The organism is Helicobacter sp. 23-1044 (genome assembly GCF_053654695.1).
Map to the genome: position 1 here is coordinate 240647 of NZ_JBSIUQ010000001.1, position 21214 is coordinate 261860.

At 42.1% G+C, this 21214-nt stretch carries 26 protein-coding genes and 1 tRNA gene; 15 read left to right on the forward strand and 12 right to left on the reverse strand.

Annotated features, from left to right (window positions below):
* The first annotated feature begins 44 nt into the window (after positions 1 to 44).
* The 6 genes from ACWIUD_RS01485 to ACWIUD_RS01510 all read left to right on the forward strand — a co-directional run bounded on the left by ACWIUD_RS01485 (position 45) and on the right by ACWIUD_RS01510 (position 6604).
* Positions 45 to 1622 carry a peptide MFS transporter gene (locus ACWIUD_RS01485; protein ID WP_454145996.1) on the forward strand — a complete coding sequence of 526 codons (1578 nt, stop codon included), beginning with the start codon at positions 45 to 47 and terminating at the stop codon, positions 1620 to 1622.
* The gene (locus tag ACWIUD_RS01490) at positions 1619 to 3466 is read left to right on the forward strand and encodes an aminopeptidase P family protein (RefSeq protein WP_454145998.1); all 1848 of its coding nucleotides are present in this window, start codon (positions 1619 to 1621) and stop codon (positions 3464 to 3466) included. Before ACWIUD_RS01485 ends, ACWIUD_RS01490 begins: the two co-directional genes overlap by 4 nt.
* A gap of 70 nt (positions 3467 to 3536) precedes the next feature.
* Positions 3537 to 3659, forward strand: coding sequence for a hypothetical protein (locus ACWIUD_RS01495; protein WP_454146000.1), 123 nt, complete (start codon positions 3537 to 3539; stop codon positions 3657 to 3659).
* 97 nt (positions 3660 to 3756) lie between these two features.
* Entirely contained in the window at positions 3757 to 4521 is a 765-nt protein-coding gene (gene pyrF, locus ACWIUD_RS01500) for an orotidine-5'-phosphate decarboxylase (protein WP_454146002.1), read from the forward strand.
* 1 nt (position 4522) lies between these two features.
* On the forward strand, positions 4523 to 5383 hold the full coding sequence (gene panC / locus ACWIUD_RS01505) for a pantoate--beta-alanine ligase (RefSeq protein WP_454146004.1): 861 nt from the start codon (positions 4523 to 4525) through the stop codon (positions 5381 to 5383).
* Positions 5384 to 5395: 12 nt separating this feature from the next.
* On the forward strand, positions 5396 to 6604 hold the full coding sequence (locus ACWIUD_RS01510) for a hypothetical protein (protein ID WP_454146005.1): 1209 nt from the start codon (positions 5396 to 5398) through the stop codon (positions 6602 to 6604).
* A gap of 53 nt (positions 6605 to 6657) precedes the next feature.
* Here the strand turns inward: ACWIUD_RS01510 and ACWIUD_RS01515 are convergent, their stop codons facing one another.
* Positions 6658 to 6852, reverse strand: coding sequence for a hypothetical protein (locus ACWIUD_RS01515; protein WP_454146007.1), 195 nt, complete (start codon positions 6850 to 6852; stop codon positions 6658 to 6660).
* Here ACWIUD_RS01515 and ACWIUD_RS01520 point away from each other — a divergent pair.
* The 3 genes from ACWIUD_RS01520 to corA all read left to right on the forward strand — a co-directional run bounded on the left by ACWIUD_RS01520 (position 6847) and on the right by corA (position 9914).
* Positions 6847 to 7611: a methyltransferase family protein gene (locus tag ACWIUD_RS01520; protein WP_454146009.1), complete on the forward strand. Its 765-nt coding sequence runs from the start codon at positions 6847 to 6849 to the stop codon at positions 7609 to 7611. The genes ACWIUD_RS01515 and ACWIUD_RS01520 overlap by 6 nt on opposite strands.
* Before the next feature lie 29 nt (positions 7612 to 7640).
* The gene (locus tag ACWIUD_RS01525; protein ID WP_454136875.1) at positions 7641 to 8843 is read left to right on the forward strand and encodes a phosphoglycerate kinase; all 1203 of its coding nucleotides are present in this window, start codon (positions 7641 to 7643) and stop codon (positions 8841 to 8843) included.
* A 108-nt stretch (positions 8844 to 8951) separates the two neighbouring features.
* Positions 8952 to 9914, forward strand: coding sequence for a magnesium/cobalt transporter CorA (gene corA / locus ACWIUD_RS01530; protein ID WP_454146011.1), 963 nt, complete (start codon positions 8952 to 8954; stop codon positions 9912 to 9914).
* Positions 9915 to 10098: 184 nt separating this feature from the next.
* On the opposite strand, the gene ACWIUD_RS01535 is transcribed toward corA, so the two are convergent.
* Complete coding sequence (locus ACWIUD_RS01535; RefSeq protein ID WP_454146013.1) at positions 10099 to 10281, reverse strand: hypothetical protein; 183 nt, start codon at positions 10279 to 10281, stop codon at positions 10099 to 10101.
* A gap of 35 nt (positions 10282 to 10316) precedes the next feature.
* Here ACWIUD_RS01535 and ACWIUD_RS01540 point away from each other — a divergent pair, with 35 nt between their 5' ends.
* Both ACWIUD_RS01540 and ACWIUD_RS01545 read left to right on the forward strand, forming a co-directional pair.
* Complete coding sequence (locus ACWIUD_RS01540; RefSeq protein WP_454146015.1) at positions 10317 to 11048, forward strand: TerC family protein; 732 nt, start codon at positions 10317 to 10319, stop codon at positions 11046 to 11048.
* An 11-nt stretch (positions 11049 to 11059) separates the two neighbouring features.
* Positions 11060 to 11257, forward strand: a complete 198-nt coding sequence (locus ACWIUD_RS01545; RefSeq protein WP_454146017.1) for a hypothetical protein — start codon at positions 11060 to 11062, stop codon at positions 11255 to 11257.
* Here ACWIUD_RS01545 and ACWIUD_RS01550 read toward each other — a convergent pair.
* From ACWIUD_RS01550 to ACWIUD_RS01565, 4 genes are read right to left on the reverse strand one after another with little or no spacing between them, the layout of a single operon-like run.
* Positions 11254 to 11502: a hypothetical protein gene (locus tag ACWIUD_RS01550; protein WP_454146019.1), complete on the reverse strand. Its 249-nt coding sequence runs from the start codon at positions 11500 to 11502 to the stop codon at positions 11254 to 11256. The two genes, ACWIUD_RS01545 and ACWIUD_RS01550, sit on opposite strands and share 4 nt — an antisense overlap.
* 11 nt (positions 11503 to 11513) lie before the next feature.
* A complete protein-coding gene (locus ACWIUD_RS01555; RefSeq protein ID WP_454146021.1) occupies positions 11514 to 11891 on the reverse strand; it encodes a hypothetical protein in 378 nt (125 codons plus the stop codon).
* A gap of 23 nt (positions 11892 to 11914) precedes the next feature.
* Positions 11915 to 12586 (reverse strand): hypothetical protein, encoded by a 672-nt coding sequence (locus ACWIUD_RS01560; protein ID WP_454146023.1) that lies wholly within the window; start codon positions 12584 to 12586, stop codon positions 11915 to 11917.
* Positions 12587 to 12603: 17 nt separating this feature from the next.
* A complete protein-coding gene (locus tag ACWIUD_RS01565; RefSeq protein WP_454146025.1) occupies positions 12604 to 13152 on the reverse strand; it encodes a hypothetical protein in 549 nt (182 codons plus the stop codon).
* A gap of 204 nt (positions 13153 to 13356) precedes the next feature.
* Here ACWIUD_RS01565 and ACWIUD_RS01570 point away from each other — a divergent pair.
* Both ACWIUD_RS01570 and ACWIUD_RS01575 read left to right on the forward strand, forming a co-directional pair.
* A tRNA-Ser gene (locus ACWIUD_RS01570) sits at positions 13357 to 13444 on the forward strand.
* A 19-nt stretch (positions 13445 to 13463) separates the two neighbouring features.
* On the forward strand, positions 13464 to 15446 hold the full coding sequence (locus ACWIUD_RS01575) for a sulfatase-like hydrolase/transferase (RefSeq protein WP_454146027.1): 1983 nt from the start codon (positions 13464 to 13466) through the stop codon (positions 15444 to 15446).
* 19 nt (positions 15447 to 15465) lie between these two features.
* Here the strand turns inward: ACWIUD_RS01575 and ACWIUD_RS01580 are convergent, their stop codons facing one another.
* Positions 15466 to 15633, reverse strand: coding sequence for a hypothetical protein (locus tag ACWIUD_RS01580; RefSeq protein ID WP_454146029.1), 168 nt, complete (start codon positions 15631 to 15633; stop codon positions 15466 to 15468).
* 99 nt (positions 15634 to 15732) lie between these two features.
* On the opposite strand from ACWIUD_RS01580, the gene ACWIUD_RS01585 reads away from it, so the two are divergent.
* Positions 15733 to 15900: a hypothetical protein gene (locus ACWIUD_RS01585; protein ID WP_454146033.1), complete on the forward strand. Its 168-nt coding sequence runs from the start codon at positions 15733 to 15735 to the stop codon at positions 15898 to 15900.
* Positions 15901 to 16031: 131 nt separating this feature from the next.
* On the opposite strand, the gene ACWIUD_RS01590 is transcribed toward ACWIUD_RS01585, so the two are convergent.
* On the reverse strand, positions 16032 to 18353 hold the full coding sequence (locus tag ACWIUD_RS01590) for an outer membrane protein transport protein (protein ID WP_454146035.1): 2322 nt from the start codon (positions 18351 to 18353) through the stop codon (positions 16032 to 16034).
* A 98-nt stretch (positions 18354 to 18451) separates the two neighbouring features.
* Here ACWIUD_RS01590 and ACWIUD_RS01595 point away from each other — a divergent pair, with 98 nt between their 5' ends.
* On the forward strand, positions 18452 to 18682 hold the full coding sequence (locus ACWIUD_RS01595) for a hypothetical protein (RefSeq protein ID WP_454146037.1): 231 nt from the start codon (positions 18452 to 18454) through the stop codon (positions 18680 to 18682).
* Positions 18683 to 18807: 125 nt separating this feature from the next.
* On the opposite strand, the gene ACWIUD_RS01600 is transcribed toward ACWIUD_RS01595, so the two are convergent.
* The 4 genes from ACWIUD_RS01600 to ACWIUD_RS01615 all read right to left on the reverse strand — a co-directional run bounded on the left by ACWIUD_RS01600 (position 18808) and on the right by ACWIUD_RS01615 (position 21208).
* A complete protein-coding gene (locus tag ACWIUD_RS01600) occupies positions 18808 to 19701 on the reverse strand; it encodes a hypothetical protein (protein WP_454146039.1) in 894 nt (297 codons plus the stop codon).
* Positions 19676 to 19843: a hypothetical protein gene (locus ACWIUD_RS01605; RefSeq protein ID WP_454135777.1), complete on the reverse strand. Its 168-nt coding sequence runs from the start codon at positions 19841 to 19843 to the stop codon at positions 19676 to 19678. Before ACWIUD_RS01605 ends, ACWIUD_RS01600 begins: the two co-directional genes overlap by 26 nt.
* A gap of 154 nt (positions 19844 to 19997) precedes the next feature.
* Positions 19998 to 20636 (reverse strand): superoxide dismutase [Fe], encoded by a 639-nt coding sequence (sodB, locus tag ACWIUD_RS01610; protein ID WP_454146041.1) that lies wholly within the window; start codon positions 20634 to 20636, stop codon positions 19998 to 20000.
* 191 nt (positions 20637 to 20827) lie between these two features.
* Positions 20828 to 21208, reverse strand: coding sequence for a winged helix-turn-helix domain-containing protein (locus ACWIUD_RS01615; RefSeq protein ID WP_454146043.1), 381 nt, complete (start codon positions 21206 to 21208; stop codon positions 20828 to 20830).
* Positions 21209 to 21214 lie beyond the last annotated feature (6 nt).

Sequence of the window (21214 nt, forward strand, 5' to 3'; positions counted from 1 at the left end):
TAAAATATCGCTTTTAAAATTTGTAAAATTATAAGGATTTTTCGATGGCAAAAGGCAACTCAATAAAAAACGATTCGACAAAAAACGATTCAGCAAAAAATAACGCAACAAACGATTCGGCAAAAAACTCAAAAAACCCATTAGATTCTGCGTTTATCGGGCATCCAAAGCCACTTTTTTCGCTATCGATGACGGAGGTGTGGGAGCGATTTTCATTTTATGGGATTCGTCCGCTTCTTGTGCTTTTTATGGCAGCGGCGATTATGGATGGCGGACTTGGGATTGCGCGTGAGAGTGCTTCTGCGATTGTCGGGATTTATGGCGGGTGCGTGTATCTTGCCACGCTACCGGGCGGATGGCTTGCGGATAACTTTTTTGGACAAAAACGGGCGGTGCTCGTTGGCGCGGTGATTATGGCACTTGGGCATTTATTTATCGCGCTGTCGTATTTCACGCAAATTGCGTTCTTTTTAGGACTTTGCTTTATTGCCATCGGCTCTGGGTTGTTTAAGACTTGCGCGAGTGTGATGGTGGGTATGCTTTACAAAGATGGCGACGCACGGCGGGATAGCGGATTTACGATTTTTTATATGGGGATAAATTTGGGCGCATTTGTCGCGCCACTACTTTGCGGACTAGCGCAAAAAGAGATTGGGTGGCACTTGGGATTTGGCGTGGGCGGGATTGGTATGCTGATTTCGCTAGTGATTTTTTATTTTAAAACGCTAAAAGATTTTAGCGAGTTTGATAAAAAAGTCGGCTTTGAGCATAGTATCGAAGCACCGCCGATTCGACATAGATTCGCGTTGCCTTTTATTTTTGGGTTTATTGTGATTTTTGCGGGGGCATTTTTGCTTGTGGCAAGTGGGATTTTGGAGATAAATCCCATTTCGCTATCAAAAAATATGATTTTAATCATCGCAGTGGCGTCAGGGCTTTACTTTTTTTACCTTTATTTTTTATGTAACTTAAACAAGGCAGAGAAGAAAAATCTTATTTTACTAGCGATTTTATATCTCGCATCGGCGTTCTTTTGGTCGGCATTTGAGCAGCAGCCGACTTCATTTAATCTCTTCGCCCACGATTTCACAAATCGAGTCATTTTTGGCTACGAAGTCCCTGCCGCGTGGTCGCAGTCGCTAAATCCGCTTTTTATCATCGCATTTGCCCCGCTAATGAGTATGCTTTGGGTATTTTTGGCAAGGCGGGGCTGTGAGCTAAGCTCTATCACGAAATTTGCACTTGGGATTATCTGCGCTGGGGTGGGATTTGCCATAATGATTTTTGCGTCAAAGGCGGTGATTGCAAGCGGGCAAAGCGTCTCAATGTGGTGGATTGTGATAAGTATGTGGTTTTTAACGATGGGTGAGCTGTGTCTCTCGCCTGTGGGGCTATCGATTATGACGAAGCTTGCGCCAAATGTCATTCGCTCATCTGTGATGGCACTTTGGTTTATCAGCTCGGCACTTGGCAATGTCATCGCTGGACTTATCGGCGGGGGCGTCCATAGCGATAATATTCACGCACTGCCCGATTTATTTGCGCAGTGTGCGTGGGTGCTATTTATCGTGGCGGGGGTTATGTTTGGTATCAAAATATTTGTTAAGAGACTTGCAAAATGATTGAATCTCGCCTAAAATCCTTGCGAAAATTGATGACTTCGCAGAATCTAAACGCATTTATAATCCCAAGCAACGACATTCATAACAACGAATATTTGCCTGCCTGCTTTAAAGATAGGGAGTTTATGAGCGGATTTAGCGGGTCGGCTGGGACGCTCATTATCTTGCCAAAAAAGGCGCACTTATGCACCGATGGACGCTACTTTATCCAAGCACAGCGCGAGTTAGAAGGCAGTGGCATTGCTTTGCATAAGTCGCCAAATTATGCAGAATTTTTGCGTGGCGTTGTGAAAAAAGGCGATTGCGTGGGGATAAATGCAAAGACGCTCTCAATCTCCGCACACAAAGAGTTGAAAACCGCGCTAAAAGGCGCAAAGATTAGATTTTGTGATTTGGTAAGCGAAATTTGGGAGCGTCCGCCCTTGCCTTGCAATGCGATTTATCCGCAAGAGCGCGAATTCATCGGCGCAGAATCTAGCGAAAAATTAGCGCAGATTCGCGCGAAAATGGCGGAGTTTGGCGCGGATTGCCACTTCATAAGTGCGCTTGATGATATTGCGTGGATTACGAACTTGCGCGGGAGCGATATCGAGTATAATCCCGTGTTTATGAGCTTTTTGCTAATATCAAAGGCGGAGGCGGTGCTATTTGCGCAAAATCTCGCCCCCAAATTATCGCAGAATCTAAAAAAGCAAGGTTTTACGATTTGCGAATATAATCGCGCCAAATCCGCACTTTGCAAAATCAAAAATGCAAAAGTGTTGCTAGACGCGAGAAAAACGAGCATTTATATCGCAAAAGTGCTTAAAGCAGGGCAAAATAAGATTATCAAGCGCACAAATCCAAGCACGACTTTAAAGGCGATGAAAAATGAAGCTGAATTAGCGCACATAAAAAATGCGATGATAAGCGATGGCGTGGCGTTGTGCGAGTTTTTCGCGTGGCTTGAAGTGTGGATAAAATCAAAAATCACTTGTCATTTTGAGGGAGCAAAGCGACCGAAAAATCTCAAAAATAGCAGAGATTCTTCGCTCACTTCACTCGCTCAGAATGACAAAATAGACTCCATAAATCTCACAGAATTAGACATCGATACGCAAATCACCGCATTTCGCGCGAAAAATCCGCTTTTTGTAGGCAACTCATTTGCCACGATTGCAGGGTTTAATGCAAATGGCGCACTGCCCCACTACCGCGCCACGCAGGACAATCACAGCGAGATTTCTGGCGATGGATTGCTACTGATTGATTCAGGGGCGCAGTATCAAAATGGGACGAGCGATATCACCCGTGTGGTGGGCGTGGGGCGTGTGAGCGAAGCGCAAAAGCGCGATTATACGCTTGTTTTAAAATCGCTTATCGCTTTGTCTCGCGCAGTTTTCACACCAAAGATTGCTTTGCCTTTGCTTGACTGCCTTGCACGCGCGCCTTTGTGGCGTGAAGGTATCGAATATATGCACGGCACGGGGCACGGCGTGGGATATTTTCTAAATGTCCACGAAGCGCCGGTGGCAATTTCGCATTTTGCCCCGCCAAATGCGGAGAATATCGCGCAGGTGGGGATGGTTACATCGATTGAGCCGGGCATTTATCGCGAGGGCAAATGGGGCATTCGACTAGAAAATTTGGTGGCGATTGTGAGTGATAAAAGCACGGAGTTTGGCGAGTTTTTGCGCTTTGAGACGCTCACACTTTGCCCGTTTGAAAAGGACTTAATCAACTTTGAAATGCTAGATAGCGCAGAATCTGCGTGGTTAAAGGACTACAATGCCAAAGTTTTCACCGCCCTATCCCCACACCTAAAAGGACACGCATTAGAATGGCTAAAAAGGCAAGTTGAATAAAAAAACTGATTTAGATTCTGCGAAATGCAGAATCTGATACGAATTTCGCAGAATCTACACCGCCAAGAGAGTGTATAGCGGAGCGCACTCATCGCCAAAAATACTCGTATCCAAAATCGCTGACAAGGAAAATGAATTTGGCATTTTCGCACAAAGAGTGGTTGTCTTAATCGCAGAATCTATCCCATTCTAAATTCAAATTTTGCTAAAATTGCGTTTTAGTTTTGCAAAATTTAGATTGCCCGCCTTGCACTCGCAAGTTTCGCAATGACAACAAATAAAGGACGCAAATGCCTAGCCTAATCATCGCCCTTGATATGCCGACAAAAGCGCAAAATATGGCACTCTGTGCGAATCTAGCGCAAACTCTCACGCAAAGCGATTTGCAAAATCTCTACCTAAAAATCGGGCTTCGTAGCTTTATCCGCGATGGCGTGGCGTTTGTAAGAGAAATGCAAAGTTTAAATTTTAGGATTTTTTTGGATTTGAAACTCTATGATATTCCAAATACGATGATGGATTCGCTCCGTGAAATAGCGGATTTGGGCGTGGATATAGTTACGATTCACGCATCAGCTGGGCGAATCGTAATGAGTGAGATTGCAAAATTTACGCATAGCACGAAAAATACGCCCCTTATTTTTGCTGTAACCGCGCTTACTAGCTTTGATAATGGTGGATTTAGCGAGATTTATAACTGCGACATTGAAAAAGGCGTGGCGAATCTTGCGCGAATCGCGGCGGAATGCAAAATCGATGGCATTGTGTGTTCGCCTTTTGAGAGTGCGCTTGTCAAAGAAAAATTCAATCTTTTGACGCTCACACCTGCGATTCGCCCTGTGAAAAGTGATTTTGATGATTTTGGCGCGGATTTTGCGCTAGATTTGCCATCACAAAAAGATGACCAAAATCGCGCCTCCACGCTATCCTTTGCGCTAAATCAAAAAAGCGATTTTTTAGTCATCGGGCGTCCTATTTACACGCACGAAAGCCCAGCACTGCTTACAAAACATATCTTACAAAAAATACAAAATCATAAAAATGGAGAATATTAAAATGGACATTTTACGCACAAAAAATGATTTGCGCTTGTGGCGCAAGAATCTGGCGCATAAGCGGATTGGATTTGCCCCTACGATGGGCGCGTTGCACGATGGGCATCTATCGCTATTTCGCGCAAGTAAGCACGATAATGAAAAAACGATTGCTTCGATTTTCGTAAATCCCGCGCAGTTTGGGGTAAATGAGGACTTTGATAAATATCCGCGAAGTGAAGCGCAGGATTTGGAGCTATGCGAGAAAAACGGCGTAGATGCGGTGTTTTTGCCCACTATCGCTGAAATGTATGATAGTGGCAATGAAACTAACATAATCCCGCCCAAAAATCTGGCAAACGCCTTTGAGGGCGGACTTCGTGCGGGGCATTTTAATGGTGTGCTTCGCGTGGTGATGAAATTTTTTAATCTCATTCGCCCAAATTGCGCGTATTTTGGGCAAAAGGACGCACAGCAACTTCTCATCATCAAAAAAATGGTTAGCGATTTGTTTATGCCTATAAATATCGTGCCTTGCGAGATTGTGAGAGATAAAAATGGTTTGGCATTAAGCTCACGCAACAAATATTTAAATGCAAATTCTTACCAAAACGCCCTAAAAATCCCTAGTGCGATTAACGCTGTGCGAGTGGCTTATGAAAATGGCGAGTGCGATTCAAAGGTGCTAGAAAATATCGCGCTCTCACACATTGAAAGCCTAACGATTGATTATTGCAAAATCGTGGATTTTAATTTGCATAAAGCAAAAAAGGCACTTAGAAATGCTACAATTTTGCTTCTTGCGGTGCGTGTGGCAGTCCCTAGCGCACACAGAGCGGGGCAGATAAGCGAAGTGCGATTGCTTGATAATATTTGGTTTTGAAAGGATTGAGAGATGAAAAAGATTTTACTTGCGGTGTTTGCGGTGTTTGCGCTGTTAAATGCGGAAGATTCTGCTAGCGATAGTAGCGAAAATAAATTTATCGAAGCCCTAAAAGGCGGAGAAAAAAGCGGTGATATAAACTTGCTCTTTGACTTTGCGAACTCATCACAGCGGACAGATTCATATTTGGCGACTTCGTTTGGACTTTATTATAAAAGCGATTTTTATGGATATTTTAGATTGCATTTGGGATTTCGCGGGGCGTTGCCACTTTGGGAGCAAAGTCGAAATTTTCAAACGCAAGGTGGCAAAGGTAGCGCGTCAAAGGACTTTTGGGATAATAATATCGCGATGATTGCGCGGAGTTATTTAGAGTATTTTGATGGCGATACAGCGATAAAAGCGGGGCGGATTGAGAGTAAAACCGATATGATTGATAAGCACTTTGATGGCGTGTGGATTAGCAATAATAGCGTGGGGTGGCTACTAATTGATGCGATTTATGTCAATCAATTTGGGCGAGTTTTGGATAGAGAGTTAAGCGGATTTGAAAGCTTCAAGCGATATGATGGCAAAAATGCGGGCTATGGTGGCGGATATTATTTGGGGGCAACCTTTGAAGCGTGGGAGTGGTTGCACTTTAAGGCGTATGGATTTTACGCGCCACGAATCTATGCCTTTGTGGCGGGTAAAGCGGAGATTGAAACGCGGTATTTTGTGATGGATGCGGGATTTGTCGGGGGATTTGAAGATAAATACTCGGCATTTAGAGATTCTGCGACAAGTCACTTGATTCACGCGGATATTGGCGGGAGATATGATTCGCAATATGGGCTATTTTACGCCACTGCGGGGTATCGAAACACTCATAGCGAAGCGGGCATTGGCTCGCTAAATACGCTTGGAGATTCATTTAATCCATTTTTTTATTTCAGTGGCAATGCGCTTGAAAATGCCCGTGATGTGCATTTAATCTATGGCAAATTGGGCTTTAAAGTCGATTTTTTAGATATTTATTTGGCGTATGGATATAATTTTTTTAGGGGCGATTTTTCGCGCAATGGGAGTGTTAGAAACGCGCAAGGCGAAGTGGATTTGTATTTTGATTGGCGGTTTAGCAAGTGGAGTGCGATAAATTTATATTTGATAAACACGCACGGCGCGAAGCTATCTGTGCCAAATGAAACGAAATTTGGCTTTATGCTGAAATTGAGTTTGTGAGATTTGGCGAATTTTATTTCGTTGTCATTGCGAGATTCTGCGATTCGCAGAATCTAGGGCGAAAATGTGGATTGCCACGACTTGCTTTGCAAGTCTCGCAATGACGGATTGGATTCTGCGATTTTCATAAAATTCGCAGAATCTAGGGGTGATTTTTGGTAAAAAACGCAGAATCTAGGGCAAATTTTAAAGCAGATTCTGCGATTCGCAGAATCTAGCGCAAAATTAAAAGGGGAGAGAAAATGCAATTAAAAGATAGATTGAAAAACGAAGGCGATTTTTTGTTTCGGTGGCGCAGTTACTTGCCTTTGGTGCTTGTGCCTTTTATTGTGGCGGTTATTTTTTGCTTTGAATTACCACTTTTTGATGGCAAATCTTATAATAACGCGCTGATTATTTTCGCGCTTTTTGTGGGACTTGCGGGGCAGATTTGGCGCATTTTTGTCGTGGGATATGCGCCAAAGGACACTTCAGGGCGAAATACAAAAGAGCAAAAAGCGGAGGTTTTAAACACAAGCGGTTTATATGCCACCTGTCGCAATCCGCTTTATTTTGGCAATTTTTTGATGATGCTCTCCCCTGTGCTAATGCTTGGTAATTGGATTTTTGCTTTGTTATTTTGTCTTGCATTTTGGCTTTATTATGAGCGAATCATCTACGCAGAAGAGGCATTTTTAAGCAAAAAGTTTGGCGAGGCATATCAAAAATGGTGCGATTCTACGCCCTGCTTTTTGCCAAATTTAGCGCGTTACAGCAAAAACTCTCTGCCATTTTCGCTAAAATCTACCTTGCGCAGAGAATATAACTCGCTTTTTGGCTTGGCAAGCTCGCTATTTGCGACAAATATTTTATTTTGCGCCATTAAAAATTTGCAAATAGGGGGGGGGGGGCAAATCATAATGCCAAGTGCGATTATTAGCGCGTTTTTCGCACTCTGCCTAGTGATTTTTATAATCGTTCGATTTTTAGTGAAAAAAACAAGCATTTTATCAGTAGAAAATAGATAAAATTTCACATTTTTAAAAAAGGGGAAGAAATGAAAAATATACAGATGATGCAAAGCGTGAAATCCGTGCGCGATATAGATGTGAAGGATAAGCGGATTTTGATTCGCGTGGATTTTAATGTGCCGATGGACGCGGACTTTAATATCTCCGATGACAAGAGGATTCGCGAGGCGATACCTACGATAAATTATTGCATTGACAATGGCGCAAAGCATATCATTTTGGTTAGCCATTTAGGGCGTCCAAAGGGCAAGGATTCAAAGTATTCGCTAAAACATATCATAAAACGATTGGAGCGATTGCTTGATAAATCCATCGTATTTACCGAGCGAATCGATAGTGTGCCAAGCATAATCGCCACGCTTGAAATGAAATCAGTGATTTTGCTAGAAAATATCCGCTACTATGAGGGCGAGGAAAAAAACGAGGAATTTTTAAGCAAACAGCTTGCATCAATTTGCGATATTTTCGTAAATGACGCATTTGGCACAAGCCACCGCAAACATAGCTCTACTTTTGGAATCGCCAGCTTTGCAAAAGAAAAAGTCGCAGGGCTTTTGCTAAAAAAAGAGATTGATTCATTTGCAAAGGCTCTCACAAATCCGCTTCACCCCGTGCTTTTGATAGTCGGCGGCTCTAAGGTCAGCTCAAAACTAACTTTGCTAGATAATATTTTGGAAGTGGTAGATAGAATCATCATCGGCGGGGCGATGAGCAATACTTTTTTAAAAGCCGTAGGCTATGATATGCAAAAAAGTTTCACAGAGGACAATTTACTAGAAGAAGCAAGGCGAATCCTCCGCCACGCCAAAGAAAAAGGCGTAAAAATCTACTTGCCTGTCGATGTTGTCAGCACCGATGATATAAAAACGCACAAAAATATCAAAATCACCCCAGCACAAGACATACCAGAAGATTTTATGGCAGTAGATTCGGGACCTGCGAGTATTAAGCTATTTGGCGAGGTGATTCGCGATAGTGAGACGATTATTTGGAATGGACCGATTGGGATTTATGAGATTTCGCAATTTTCGCGTGGGACTTTTAACCTAGCGCATTATATCGCCGATACCTACGCATTTAGCCTAATTGGCGGTGGAGATACGGCAGATGCTGTGGATAAGGCGGGTGAGATTGATAATATGAGCTTTATTTCCACAGGTGGCGGGGCTTCGCTTGAACTTTTGGAGGGCAAAATTTTACCCGCATTTGAAGTTTTGGATAGAAAATAGATTTTTGCATTTTGTCATTCTGAGCGATAGCGAAGAATCTCTATTTTTTGAGATATTTCGCTTCGCTCAATATGACAAATCATACTAAATTTTGCGAAGGGGCGAAAAATGATAAATATCTTTGCAAAGCGCAATTCGCTAGTTTCAAAATACACTTATGATTCGATGGAGGACATTGAGGGCAAAAATATCCTTTGGCTTGACTTGCTAAATCCTAGCATTGAGGAAATTGGCGCGATTTCAAATATTTATGACATTGCAATCCCTACAAAAGAAGAGCGCGAAGAGATTGAATCATCGGCGAGGTATTGGGAGGATAAGGATTCGATTACCATAAACACGCGCTTTTTGGTAAAGCTAGGGCAGGGCGATTTGGATGGCAATTCGCGCGATGAGACGATTACTTTTTTGCTTTGCAAAAATATGCTTTTTACGATTCGTTACAGCGAATTTCAGGTGTTTGATGACATTGAAAGGCGCGTTTTGGCGTCTCCGCGCAATTTTGAGGATGGATATGATTTGATTGCCAAAATCTTTGAAGTGCGAATCGAAAAGGACGCCGATATGATTGAGAATTTCACGCGTGATATTAGAAGTCTGCGAAAAGGCGTTTTTGAAAATCAATTCGACTATAACGAAGTGCTAGGCTCTCTCTCAAATCTGCAAGATGTCAGCACGCGTTTGCGCGATTCGCTCTTTGACAAACGGCGTGCGTTAAGTGCGCTTTTGTCAAGCAACAAGCCAGACGCCGATGTCAAGCGCAATATCACTACGATTGTTAAAGACTTAAATTCGCTCATTGACTTTTGCGTGGTGAATATGAATGCGCTAGATAATATCCACGCGCTTTTTGCCTCACAAATCAATATCGAGCAAAACAAAATCATCAAACTTTTCACCGTTGTAACCGTTGCGATGATGCCACCTACGCTAATTGGGACGATTTATGGGATGAATTTCGAGCATATGCCCGAGCTGAAACTCACTTACAGCTACCCGATAGTCGTGCTTGTGATGATAATCTCGACTATTTTGCCAATCGTGTATTTTAAAAAAAAGGGGTGGTTGTGAGGGGCGCGATTGTCTCTTTGAGTGATTTCGTGGTAATCTAAAAAATGGCAATTTTTCGCGATAGATTCTGCGAATTTCGCAGAATCGCAGAATCTAAACGCAGAATCTGTGTTTTTTCATATTAGATTCTGCGAATTTTGGCAGATTTTTCATATTAGATTCTGCGAATTTTGGCGAATTTTCGTCATTGCGAGAAGTCGCGCGTTAGGGCGACTTCGTGGCAATCCATATTTTTGAAACTTATGGATTGCTTCGGCGATTCGTTGAATCGCCTCGCAATGACGAATTTTGAGGCAGATTCTGCGAATTTTGCGAATTTTGCATTTAGATTCTGCGTTTTTGTTTGATTCGCAGAATCTTGCCCCAAATCGCAGAATCTGCATTTTTAAAAAAAGGACAAAAATGGAATTACTTGATTTCTCTTGGATTTTCTCGGCGGAAGCGTGGATTGCGCTTGTTACGCTGACGCTTTTAGAGATTGTGCTTGGCATTGATAATATCATTTTTATCGCCATTTTGGTTACGCGCCTGCCTAGCGAGCAGCGGGATAGGGCGCGGATTTTGGGACTTGCACTAGCGATGATTACGCGAATCGCCCTTCTTGCGTCAATCTTTTGGATTATGAAGCTTGTAAATCCGCTATTTAGCGTCTTTGGCAATGAGATTTCGGGCAAAGATTTGATTTTAATCGGTGGCGGGTTGTTTCTCATTTGGAAAAGCACACACGAGATTCACGCGCAAACGCAAGGCGAAGCGCACGATAATTTCGACACCGCCAAAAAGGCGAGTTTTGCGGGGATTTTGGTGCAAATCGCGATTTTGGATATTGTGTTTTCGCTTGATTCAGTTATCACGGCGGTGGGGATGGCAAAGGACTTGCCTGTGATGATTTTAGCGGTGATTATCGCGGTTTTTGTGATGATGTTTGCAAGCAAATATATCGCGCGATTTGTCGATGACAATCCAAGCATTAAGGTTCTCGCGCTGGCATTTTTGATTTTGGTGGGCGTGACGCTGATTGCCGATGGGTTTGACTTTCACATATCAAAGGGCTACATTTACTTTGCGATGGCGTTTTCTCTGGCTGTCGAATCAATCAATATTTATATTAGCAAGAAAAGTCGGAGAAATTAGCGGGATTGCCGTTGTCATTGCGAGAAGTCGCGCGTTTAAGGGCGACTTCGTGGCAATCCATATTTTTAAATTATGGATTTGCAAGTGTGGGTCGGTGCTTCGCACAGACGCTTCGTTGTGGCTTTGCCACGCCTCGCAATGACGAAGTTTTAGGCAGATTCTGCGTTTTTCGTGCGATTTCGCAGAATCTAGCGCATAAATCTCCCTAAAAGCCCAAATATCGCTTTTGTTTATTGCTCTTTGGCTTTTTGTATGGTTCTATCGTGCCTTTTTTGCCTGTGTATGGGTTTGTGTTGCCTTTGGTTGAGTAATTATCCATTTGTGATTTATTTGGCTTTGTCCTATAATGCGGTGGCACATATCTGCCGTTTTTGTCCGTGTAGCCTTTGATATAAACATCTCTTGCAATAGCCGCATTTAGCATAAATATCACTAAAAGTAAGATTCGTAGCATTTTATCCTCCGCTATAAATTATTTCCTAACTCAATAAAACTATTAGCCTTTTCTCTTAATTTATCGGCAATAGTTCTTAACATTCTACCTGTTGCATAAAGATAAATAATATATCTATCACTTTGATTGCCCCATTCAGCCAATTCATCTACCATTATATTTGATTGATAACGACAATTTTGAAACATATACTCGCTTACGATTTTCATAGAAATATCCAAAGATTTATAATCATAAACATTAGGGATTGAAAATATCAAATACCCTTTTGCTGGGTCTTTATTAAAACAATCTATCATAGCATCGGTTAATATTGTTGTCGAATCGCCAATGGTTTTAGCGTAGCTAAATGATATTATAAACAGAATTATTAAAAATATCTTTTGCATAAATTAACCTCCCCTAAATAAATCTACCACGCAAAGTTATAGATATAGCGCAATGAACCAGCTATTGTTTGTCGCCCCACATCGCTTTCGTAATCGCCAATTACCACTATATATCTATATTGAAACGATAAATCTAACTGATGAACTTTACTTATAACGAATCTTAAACCAAGATTTGGCGAGACATACATACCGCCTGTCTCTACGCTCTTTATTGTATCGCCAGATTTTTTGTCAATATGTTTAACTGAAAATATATCGCCACCGAGTGCAACGCCGATATAAAATCCCATATTAAAGCGACTTTTATTCACAAAATTTACTACGATAGGGTCATAGCTAAGTCCAAAACTCATATCATTTGGCAAATATGCAAATGTGAAATACATTCTATTTGCGTAATTATCGCTGAAAAATAGTTGCATTCCAGCTAGTAGCTCCGTTTGAAATCTATTTGCCTTATCGGTATTTGTTGCAAGTGTTTCAATGAAAGCTTGATTGCCATAATAGCTATATCGCTCATAGACATAATCTTTATACTTCACATTTGCAATCCCAAGCCCAGCCCCTACAATCCAGCCCGATTGCTCACCTGTAAAAAATCCGCTACTTTTGCTCCCATAGGCATACTCAACGCCAAAGCATTCGCCACTAAAAGCAAATAAAACTAACAATATGCAAATTATCTTTTTCATAATCGCCTCTTTTTAATCTAATGACAAGTTGTTATATTGCCCGTTGTAAAACAAGTAACGGGTTGTCTTGGTAGCCATTTTTGCATTTGCTGATTTTGATATTGCATTTGTTGTTGCTGTATTTGCTGTTGCTGTAACAATATTTGCATTTCCGCTTGTCGCTGCATAATTAGCGTTCTTTGGTGTTCCATACCAAAAGCTACATCTTGTTTATAGCCTTTGCCTTGCGGTCTAGTGAGTGTTTGCTGGACACCATTTGGGAATTGATTTGTATTCCATTTATTGCTAAAAGATTCCTCATATCCGCTAGAATACACAGCTTTGCAAGGCTCAGTATATAAAAATCCATCATCATTTATGCCATCTCTATCATAGTATAGCGTAAGTGGCGAAAGCCCCTTACCCACGCCACTACAAACAATATTTGCACCTATTGGGCTAGTATTATAGGTGATAGCATAACTTCCACCACAGCCCACAAATCCATACGCCATAAAGGCTAATGGGGCGTATTTAAGCATCTTTTTTATCTCTGATTTCTTAAAACAATCTAGCAAATCTTGCATTTTTTTCTCCCTAAATTTGATTTAAAAAAGAGAAAATTATAACTGCCCCCCCCCCTTAAAGTTTTCTTAAAAAAATATTAAAGTTTGCTTAAATTGGTGTTTTTGTGGGTAGATTCTGCGAAATATGCGAAAATAGCAGAATCTAGCGTAGAAAACATAAATTTTTAACAAAATTTTGCTATCATCGCATTTTTTTTAGAGGATAGAGAGGTGTCCGAGTGGTTGAAGGAGCACGCCTGGAACGCGTGTAACGAGCAATCGTTCGAGGGTTCGAATCCCTTCCTCTCTGCCATTTTACACAAGGCATTTAGTTGAAATTACCAAATTTAGCGAAGTTAAATCCCACACTAGATTCTGCGAATCCCTACCCCCAAATCGCCATTTTTGCTACCCTTTGCATTGCGCTTCTAATTTGCGTTTTTAATCCCTACGCGCTTTATAATAGCGATATTACGCAGTTTGATAGCACGCAGACAAAAGCGACGCTTGGTGCGCTCTTTGGGGCGTTTTTATTGGCGAGTTTTAGCGCGATTTATGCCCTTTCATTTATCCCGCAAAAGTGGCAGAAAATCCCCGCCTTTGCGTTAAGTGTGGCACTTTTTATCGGCATTGCGTATAGTTTTGTTCTAACGGGCGATTATGGCGCGATGGACCACTTTGTGTTTCAAAGGACGCCATTTGACGATAAAAATGCGCTTGTGAGTGCCGCAAGGGAGTTTGTTTTGGTGCTTTGCGGGGGTGCGCTTTTTGTGGCGTTTGCGCTAAAATATTTGCTCTTTGTGTGGAAAATCATTTTTGTTACGCTGATTGTTGTAAGTGGCGTGAATGCGGTGCAAATCGCTAAAAAACGCATAGATTTTGCGAATTTCGCAGAATCTAAAATAAAATCTACCCACCCCCTAACCCCCTCCGCAAGGGAGGGGGAACAAAATGTAGATTCTGCGAATCAAGCAATAATCGCAGAATCTAACACTTCTGCCCCCCCCCAAATCGTAAATAACGCAAATTTACCCTACGCAGAATCTCCGCTTTTTTCATACTCCAAAACGGGCAAAAATATCGTGGTAATCGTGCTTGATATGTTTAGCGGTTCGCATACGCCTTTTATTTTTGAGCAGTTTTCACACCTAAAAAGCGCGTTAGATGGATGGACGCTCTATCCAAACGCGATTTCTTCGGGCAATGCGACAATGCAAACGATGGCAACGCTCATCGGCGGGGAGCATTACGCAGTTTATAATATGAATAAAAGGGCGCAGAATCTCGCAGAGCAAATAGATTCTGCGTTTATAAGCACTGCAAATGCCTTTGCGGAGGGCGGATTTCAAACTTCGCTTTTGCCATTTGTAGCGACAAATATTCAAAATATTGCGCCAAAGTTTCGCAGTGAGGTTTTCGCCATTAGTGCGAGTAGCAGGGCGTTTGATGAGTATTATCAGCGCAGAGAAAATCTGCTTAAAAAAGATATTTATCGAAGCGTTTTAGGGACGCAAATCGCGCTACTGCTGAACTTTGGACTATTCAAATTCGCCCCAGAGTATCCATTTCGCGCAAAAATTTATCGAGATGTGGATGGTTGGATGGTAGATTCTGCGAAGCAAAGGACGCTAAATGCGATGAGTGCGATAAGTTACTCTGCTAGTTTTTACGCATTTACGCAAAATCTGCGCGTAGATTCTGCGAAACCGACTTTTAAGTTTATCCACTCGCTAATTACGCATTATCCCCTCTCGCGGTATTTTGATGGGCGGAGTTGCGACTTTTTTAGCACAAAAACGGCGTGGGATGATTATCCGCACACAGCGCAGATGAATTATGAAAATGCGATGGATGCGCGAAATTCATATCAGCATTATGACACCGAAGCGTGTGCCCTGCATTATTTGCGCGATTTCGTGAAAAATCTCAAAAATGCGGGGATTTATGATAACACGCAGATTTTGGTTGTGAGCGACCACGGGGGATATGATGCGATAAATATGCCAAGCGGCAATGCGGATGTGCTGTTTTTATTCAAAGATTTTGGGGCGCGTGGGGAGTTGAAGGTGGATAAGCGTTTGATGGCAAACTTCGATGTGGCGAGCATTTTTTGTGCGAATCTAAAAGGCGGATGTCCAAATGTGCCGCCAAATATTTTGCAAAATTATCCGCAAAATCGGGAGTTACTTCACACGATTTTGTATTCGTGGCGATTGGAGCAAAATGAGGCAAATCGGTGGATAATTAGCGATGCGCTCAAAGTGCGGGGCGATATTTATAAGGCGGAGAATTGGGAGTTTGTGAATATGAAGTAGATTTGTGCGGATTTTGCTTTTAGATTCTGCGAAAATTTGGATTTTTTGCATTAGATTCTGCGATTTTTGTTTGATTCGCAGAATCTGCGATATTTTCGTCATTTTTTTGTTTGGATTCGCTTATTTTTTCTCGCAAAAGGGCTGCACCCCCGCTCCGCTCCCCCCAATCATTTAATTGTGTCCCCAAAAAGCAGCCGCTTTTTCGCTTTTAGGGGGAGGGCTCTCGCTTTCTCCGCTTCTAGCAAAAAATCGGCACTCGCACTACTGCTCGTTTGAATCCGATTTTTTGCACCACGAAGCGGGCGAGATTTTGGTGCTTCGCACGGATTTGATTTTATTGTGGATTGCTTCGGCGAATCTATCGATTTGCCTCGCAATGACGAAATGGGGGCAGATTCTGCGATTTTATAATTTTTCGTGCGAGTCGCAGAATCTGCGTTTTATGTCTTTTTAAACAATCGAAGTAATGGCGGTAGTGCTTTGCGTTGTTTTGGCGCGAAATGAGCGAGATAGAACTGATGGGTTCATTGAGCGAAATTTTGTGCCAAAACAACGCAAATGATTACCCCAGAACAAATTGCCAAACTAAAACGAATACCCCATTGATAGATTCGCCAATATCAACCTCCCCAAATCGCCTGACTGATAAATACTCTTTGAGCCGTCTTTTAGATACATTGTCGCACTTGCGCCAAGCGTGAGATTTTCTGTAACGGGGAAGTTTATGCCACCGCCCACGATATACGCAGTGCTATCAGGGATACCGATTTGCTCTTGCGGGACGGGGCTTTCATCATACGCCACGCTCCACATCATTGTGATGCCATTATCCATTCGATATGTAAATCCCAAGCGATAGGCGTTTGTATCCTTCCAGCCGTTGCCCATCGCAACTGCGTTGTAATTTGCCATATCCATCATACTATCGATTTTCCCCGCCTTTATGAGTTGCGCGACAAGGCTATCGGGGTTTAGCGCGGTAAATGTGGGATTGCTGAAACTAAAATCAAACTTTTTCCCGCCACTCCACCAGATTTTTTCATAGACAAATTCGATGGTTAGATTGTAGATTCGCTGTGCAATGCCTACTTTGAGCTGTGCGGGGAGTTGCGTTTCTAACGCCAAATCCGCTTTCATATTCACATCGCCAATGGGGTCGCCTATGTAAGTATCCGCGTCCAATTTGCCCTTAAATTTAAACTTCACAGGCGAATCAAACACCACACTTGCCGTAAGCGCGTAGTTTTTGGTATTTATCGGGCGATATGTTATCCCAGCGCGATAGCCAAACGCCAAATCCGCTCCATTGCTTCGCTGCTCGACTTTGGTAGAGCCTTGCAAAATCGTCTTTATATCCATATCGCCCATACCAAAGGCGTTTGCGACTTCTTTTGCGCCCCATAGATAATTATATCCGCGCGGTGCGCCGTTTTCATCTTTTTCGGTGGGGTTTGGATAGTTGCAAGGTCCCGGATTTGTCGTTTGTAAAGTGCCATCAAAATTATAAAATGTCCCCGTGTAGCAATTCACATATAAATCGCCCGTATGCCCGTGTTTAGCTTTAATTTTATTTAGTTCGCCATAATTCATATTTTGACAGCCAAAAAACCAAGAAGTTGTGTAGCCATTTTTTATGCAATAATTTATGCCATTTACGAATTTGAATCCTGTGGTTTCTATGCCATTTGGTAAGGTGGTTTTATATGTTTGATTTGGCACGGGATTGAATACCGTAGGCAAACAAATCGAATCCTGACTTGCGCAAGTTTTGTCATTATATCGCCATTCTAAATGCCCATTTGCCCATTCGTTTTGATAATGATTCCAATTTGCCTTCATTATCGCATTTGCTTCACGCACTTTTTTATTGTATGATGAAATGTTTTTATAATCGCCCATATACTCAGGCGCAGGGATTCCAAACCACCGCTCGGGGCTAAAAAGCGTAGGATTATTATATCGCTCTCTATTATTCCAATGCGCCCCGCCACCGACAAAAAATCCCGCGAATCCGCCCATATTTTGCGCGTTGTTGATATTGTCAATCAGCTCTTTCATCACAGGCGGGATTAGCGCGTCAGGTATGGATTCAAAGTCTTGCAATTTCAGCAACACATCGCCTTGCAGTGGGACATAAACGGTGTTATTAAAATTCCCCATTCCATATAAGATTCGCGGGCTAAAACCAATCGAAATCATCTCGCGAAATTGATAAGAAATCGCAGGGCTAAGCTCCAAAATCGCAATCATCACATCTTTTAGAAAGTCCCCCGCTTCGCCATTCCAAGTCATCGCCAAGCCACTAGGCGCAGTAAATGCAAGTCCAGCGTTGAATCCGCCCCCGCCGTAGTTTAAAAAACTCTCGCTCTTATAAAATAGCTTTGGCACGGGGAAAATAGTCGTATCCGCGCTCCCATCGACCATCGCACCATTTGCGCTGTAACCAAATGTGCCGTGCTGATTTGGGACGGCGTGTTGCACGACAATGGGATTTTTCAGCGTATCCAATCCGTTAATCCCAAAAAACTTCGCAACCGCCGCCAGATTATCATCTATTGGGGGCTTCATAGAGCCGTCATTTTGCAAATAGCCCATATAAGTGCTTGAAGTAAGCCCCCAATTTATGCTACCCTCCCCGATTTGCTTTGTGCGCGTGTCAGTGGTAAAGTTGAAGCCGGGAATATAAATCGCAGTTAAACTCACCTCCAAATCGTGCTTGTCTTTTCGAATCCCGTCCAAAAAGCCCATATTCGCGGGATTAAAATAACTCGAATCCGCCCCATAAGCAGCCGCCACATACGCGCTACTAAGCGCGATAGAGCGCAGACTTTGCTCATTTATCTTAAAGCCAGAAGCGTGAAGTTGCACCGACAATAAAGCTAGTATCACAAGAGCTATTCGAAACATTTTTGCGCTTTATCTCCCCAAAAATTTATCTCCAAAAAAATTGCAAAAAAGTTAAGCATTATAGCAAAATAAAATTATTTTCGCTATAATCCGCAGTTATGAGTAAAAAAGACGATGTTAAGGCGAAAGTCAAATTTTTTCAAGGTTTTATTATGTTGTTTGTAGCCACGCTGTTTGCGATATTTGGCTACACGGCGACACATTACAAAGAATTTGACTTGGCGTTAGGAATAGGCGTTGCAATAGGCATTGTCCTATTATCTATTGCGATTTGGATTTTTGTGAAATTATTTTTGCAATATACAAAGAAATTAAGGAAATTAAAATGATTGGAATTTTTGTTTTGATATTTGCGTTTGTGGCGTGTGCTTGGTCGCTATTTTATATCGCTTACGCTGTGGGCGGGGATTTAAAGGATTAGATTCGCGCAAATTCGCAGAATCTGCGATATTTTCTAACTCAAATCTACAAATTTTTTATCCGCCAAATATTTTGCCCTTTCATCGCCACCCATAAAATTAAGATTGCCATTTTTGTCCCTGCTCTGCCTTGCATTGTGCCTTTTGCAATATTCCTCCAAACTATGAATTTGCAAAAAATCCACCTTTTTCGCGAGTGCAGAATCCACAAAAAATAGATTTGTTCCGCTAGATTCTGCGCCGATAAATTTCATCCCTTTTTGCTCGCCAAGTGCGATAAGCGCGCAAATACTCGCCCCAAAATACAATCCACTATAATCCGCGCTAAATCGCTCAAAGTTCGCGCTGTAAGGCACACTTTTAGATTCTGCGCTACCCAAAAGCGCATTATATTCCACAATCGCAATCGCAGGGCGGACGCACTCTATCGCCTCCCACACGAAGTAATCCACGCCATCAATATCCACACTCAAAACCGCGACATTTGATAATTTCGCAGAGTCCATCCAATTTTTTATAATCTCATTTATGTTTTCACGCGTGATAAAGGCGCACTTCGCGCATAAATCAAACTTCCAATAAATCTCATCATTCCGTATAAAATCAATATTTTTTGCGCTCCCATCGATGACTAATCCCATAAAATTTCGCTTTTTAAGCAAATATCGCGTGTTGCTTTCGCTGTAATTTTGCACACCAAACTCCACAAACGCCCTTGGATACGCGCTATTTTCCAAATCCAAAATTTCGATTAAAAAGTCGATTATGCCATCCTCGCCATTTTGTGAATACGCGCTAAATTCGAAGTTTTCTATGCTGATTGTTGCGGGAGATTTGGTGGAAGATTCTGCGGATTTGGTGGATTTTGCGGGAGATTCTGCGCTAGATTCTGCGTTTTTTAATCTATTCTGCCCCCCCCCTATTTGCACTTAAAAAATTATGCAAAAATTCCATATTTTTTCGCGCCAAAATCGCAGAATCTAACATTATAATTTTGTCTAATTTAGCATTGATTTCGCGGGTGAAAAAATGGTAGATTCTGCGCTTTATACGCATTAAAAATGATTTCATACAACACTCCAAATTCAAAAAAATAAATGGCAATTTTATCAACAATAAGCAAAACTTCACGCAAATCTAAAAACCACCAAACGCGCGGTTTGGATTGGTTTGGATTTCGTTTAGATTTCGTTTAGATTCACGCATTTGCGCGAATCTAAAAATTTTATCGTTTATGAACCTCATTTGTGTAGAATCTAACAGATTCTACGCCCTCTTTTTGCGCCCACTCATAAGATTTGCTTACAAATGCCCAATTTATGTGCGCAAAATATTTCTCCAAATACGCAGGACGCGCATTTTTATGGTCGATATAGTATGCGTGCTCCCACACATCTACCACAAGCACGGGGATTTTGTCCTCTGTGATGGGCGTTTGCGCGTTGCTAGTTTGGATAATTTCTAGCTTTTTACTTGCCACATTATACACAAGCCAGCACCAGCCAGAGCCAAAAAGCGTAGTGGCAGCGTTCAAAAACTTCTCTTTAAACGCCTCCACACTGCCAAATTCTGCCTCAATCGCGCTTTTTAGCTCCGCACTCATCGCCAAATCGCCCTTTGGTGCGATACAATCCCAATAAAAATCGTGATTATACACCTGCGCCGCGTTGTTAAAGACGCCTCCACTTGCCTTTTTGATGATATCATACAGCTCTGCGCCCTCAAACTCGCCACCTTTGATAAGGTTGTTTAGATTATTGACATAAGTTTGGTGGTGTTTGCCGTAGTGAAAATCAAAGGTAACGGGGCTTAAAAAGTCCCCAAAGCCGTCTTTTTCGTAGGGTAATTTTCGTAGTTCAAACATTATTTTTCTCCTTAACTTTAAAAAATATTTTTTTAGCGCGTTAAGATTTGCGACTAAAATTTGCAATTATAGGCAAAATTCCTTGCATTTTCTTTGAAATGCGATAATTTTTTGCAAAATTTTGCAATTTCGCACACGAAAATGCACGATAAATCGCAGAATCTCGCCCCTACCAAATCAACTTTTTTCAATCAACTTTTCTTAATCAACTCGCGCAATCTCATCGCGCACTTTTTTAACTCATCCAAATCTTTGCACTCGCCAAAATACTCGCAAAACGCCTCTTTCGCAGAATCTAGCGCATCAAACGCCTCTATTGCCTTAATGCCATCTTTTGTTAGCCTCGTTCCGCTGCCGCCCTTCCCACCGATAAATCGCTCCACAAGCGCATCGTCGCTTAGATTATTTATCGCATCAACACTATCCCACGCCGCTTTGTAGCTCATCTTCATTTTTTTGGCACTTTGGGAGATTGAACCCATTTGCGCCACACCTCGCAGAATCTCAACTCGCCCCACGCCTAAATAATTTTTATTATCTTTTTTCACCCAGATTCTGCTACAAACTTGCATTTTGCG